This window comes from Mesorhizobium sp. P5_C1, from assembly GCF_054049815.1.
This window is the reverse complement of the sequence record NZ_JBFULQ010000740.1, coordinates 1-2,187: the sequence shown is the minus strand read 5'-3', so window position 1 is coordinate 2,187 and position 2,187 is coordinate 1. Positions and strand designations below refer to the sequence as shown.

At 56.7% G+C, this 2,187-nt stretch carries 3 protein-coding genes; all 3 read right to left on the bottom strand.

Annotated elements, in window-relative coordinates:
* Positions 1–242: 242 nt before the first annotated feature.
* Positions 243–1,232: a LacI family DNA-binding transcriptional regulator gene (locus ACXJ7R_RS30680; protein WP_457155086.1), complete on the bottom strand. Its 990-nt coding sequence runs from the start codon at positions 1,230–1,232 to the stop codon at positions 243–245.
* Between the two features lie 236 nt (positions 1,233–1,468).
* Positions 1,469–1,891, bottom strand: a complete 423-nt coding sequence (locus ACXJ7R_RS30675) for a RidA family protein (RefSeq protein WP_457155085.1) — start codon at positions 1,889–1,891, stop codon at positions 1,469–1,471.
* A 57-nt stretch (positions 1,892–1,948) separates the two neighbouring features.
* On the bottom strand, positions 1,949–2,187 hold a 239-nt coding region (locus tag ACXJ7R_RS30670; RefSeq protein ID WP_457155084.1), incomplete at its 5' end, for an NAD(P)/FAD-dependent oxidoreductase.

Genomic DNA, 2,187 nt, shown 5'->3' with positions numbered 1-2,187 from the left:
GATGCGGTAATCCAATCGTTTGTATCAATCATGCAATCGGTTGGATTGTCAATTGTGAATCTTCGGTGACATAGCGCGAAGTGCTGTTTCATGGCGCCTCAGGATGGCATCTAGTGGGTATTGGGTCGCGTGGCCCAAGGAACAGCGCCCCGCGGGTGCATTTGCACCCACAGGCTGGACTTCATCCTTGGGTGCCCGTAGCCAACACCGCTGACCGGCCTATCAAGTCACGGCCTGTCAAGTCACCCGATCCGCGCCACACTGTCCCTAAGGACCAGATGATGGCGCAGCACGATTTTCGCAGGCGCAATAATGTCCTGGTAGATCTGGCCAAAGAGCGCCTCCGCTCCAGAGCGACCGATCTCGATGCGCGGAACCGACACCGTCGAAAGTGGAGGATGCATCAGCGCGGCCACCCCCAGGTCGTCGCAACCAACGAACGAGATGTCGTCTGGAATACTGAGCCCGGCTTGCCGCGCCACCGCCATGGCACCTATCGCCAAATCGTCAGAAGCACAGAAGATAGCGGTGGGGCGCTGGCCAGCTCCGAGCAGGGACTTCATGACTTCGACACCAGCGTCGGCGTCGAAGTAGTCGGTTGGGCGTACAGTGATCAGGTCGGCCAGGCCATTTTCCCGCATGAAGTCGACATAGGCAGCGGAACGGGCACGGAATGTCTCGGAGCTCATTATTCCCCCGATATGGACGATGCGCCGATGCCCCATGCCATACAGGTGTTCCATTACCTCCCTGGATGCTGCGTAGTTGTCCATGGTAACCCAGCAAATGCCCGGCTGCGGGACCGGTCGAGCCAAGGCGACGACCTTGCGCTGGAAGTCCGGCATGTTGAGGATAGTCTCAGGGATGCTTCCGGTGATGGTGATGATGCCGTCTACGACGCCAGTCAGTAGTCGCTTGCCGAGTTCCGCCTCGCGCTTGGCCTCACGCTGCGTAGCGCCCAAAAGAACATTGATTTCGTGTTCATCCAGTGCCTCGATTATGCCCTGAACCATCTCCGGGTAGGACTTTGACGAGAGCTCCGGAATAATGACCAGTACCTGATTGGCGCGACCATCACGCAGAGTACGAGCTGCCTTGTTAACGACATAGCCGGTATCGCGTACAATCTCTTGGATTCGTGCCCGCGTCTCCACGGTGACCCGCTCACTTCCCGACAGAGCCCGGCTGACGGTCGAAATATCGACGCCCGCTATGCGAGCGATGTCGGCCATCCTGGGTTGTCGGCCGCCAGTCGGCTTTTCGGTCCTATCGTCGGTCAATGAAGTGGCCATGTCCGTTCAATTAGTCGGTCTGGATAAGAAAGGCGCAATCTCCAACACGTTGCCTGCGAGGTGATGCCGCGTGCAAGTGCACATGGCAGGTTTTTTGGCCTCGCTAACGGCTGTACACGGAAAAGTCCCCTTCGCCGAAGAAGGCCGGACCAAGTCCGACCTCTTCAGTCCCGAAATCAAAGACTGATCACCTTATGCTCAACTTCCGCGGTGCTGACGCCGCGATAGGCCTGCACCTCAATCTCCACCTTGTAGTCGGGGCCTCCAAGTCCGGGGCACAGCACCGTACGGGCGGGGTCAATCCCCTTAAAGCGTTCGCCGACATAGGCCATGACAGTCGGCGCATCCTCAGGGTTTGGAATATAGACTGTCGACATTACAACGTCGGCCAAGCTGGCGCCAACAGATTTAAGCGCACCTTCTATCTTGTTGAGGCACTCCTTTGCCTGTTGTACTGGGTCGGTTGACATTTTCTGGGTTTTGTAATTCACACCCGCAGTATTCGAAACAAATATCCAGTTGTCAACAACGACAGCTCGCGAGTAGCTCTCCATATCTTCAAATGGGCTTCCGGACTTTATTTTGGTGACGTTTGACATTTTTTCTCTTTTGCTAGTGAGGGTTGGTAAACTTTGGTCAAGCTTGATGTTACTACCTCAAGCATACTCCGGCGAAAGAACGATCCTGGTCCCGTCGCTGAACCGAGACAGCCTGAAGGCTTTGGGATCAACGACTGGAGGCTTTCCGGTGACGAGGTCCGCCATCAGCCGTCCGGCGGCGGGTCCGATGCCAAACCCGTGACCAGAAAATCCTGTAGCGATAAACAGACCGGGAACCTTTGCTGCCGCGTCGATAACCGGGATAGCGTCTGGGGTGACGTCGATGAGACCACCCC

What these genes read in the sequence shown, in the direction of transcription:
- ACXJ7R_RS30680 (WP_457155086.1), bottom strand. Translation starts at nt 1,232, where the DNA reads ATGGCCGACATCGCTCGCATAGCGGGCGTCGATATTTCGACCGTCAGC.
- ACXJ7R_RS30675 (WP_457155085.1), bottom strand. Translation starts at nt 1,891, where the DNA reads ATGTCAAACGTCACCAAAATAAAGTCCGGAAGCCCATTTGAAGATATG.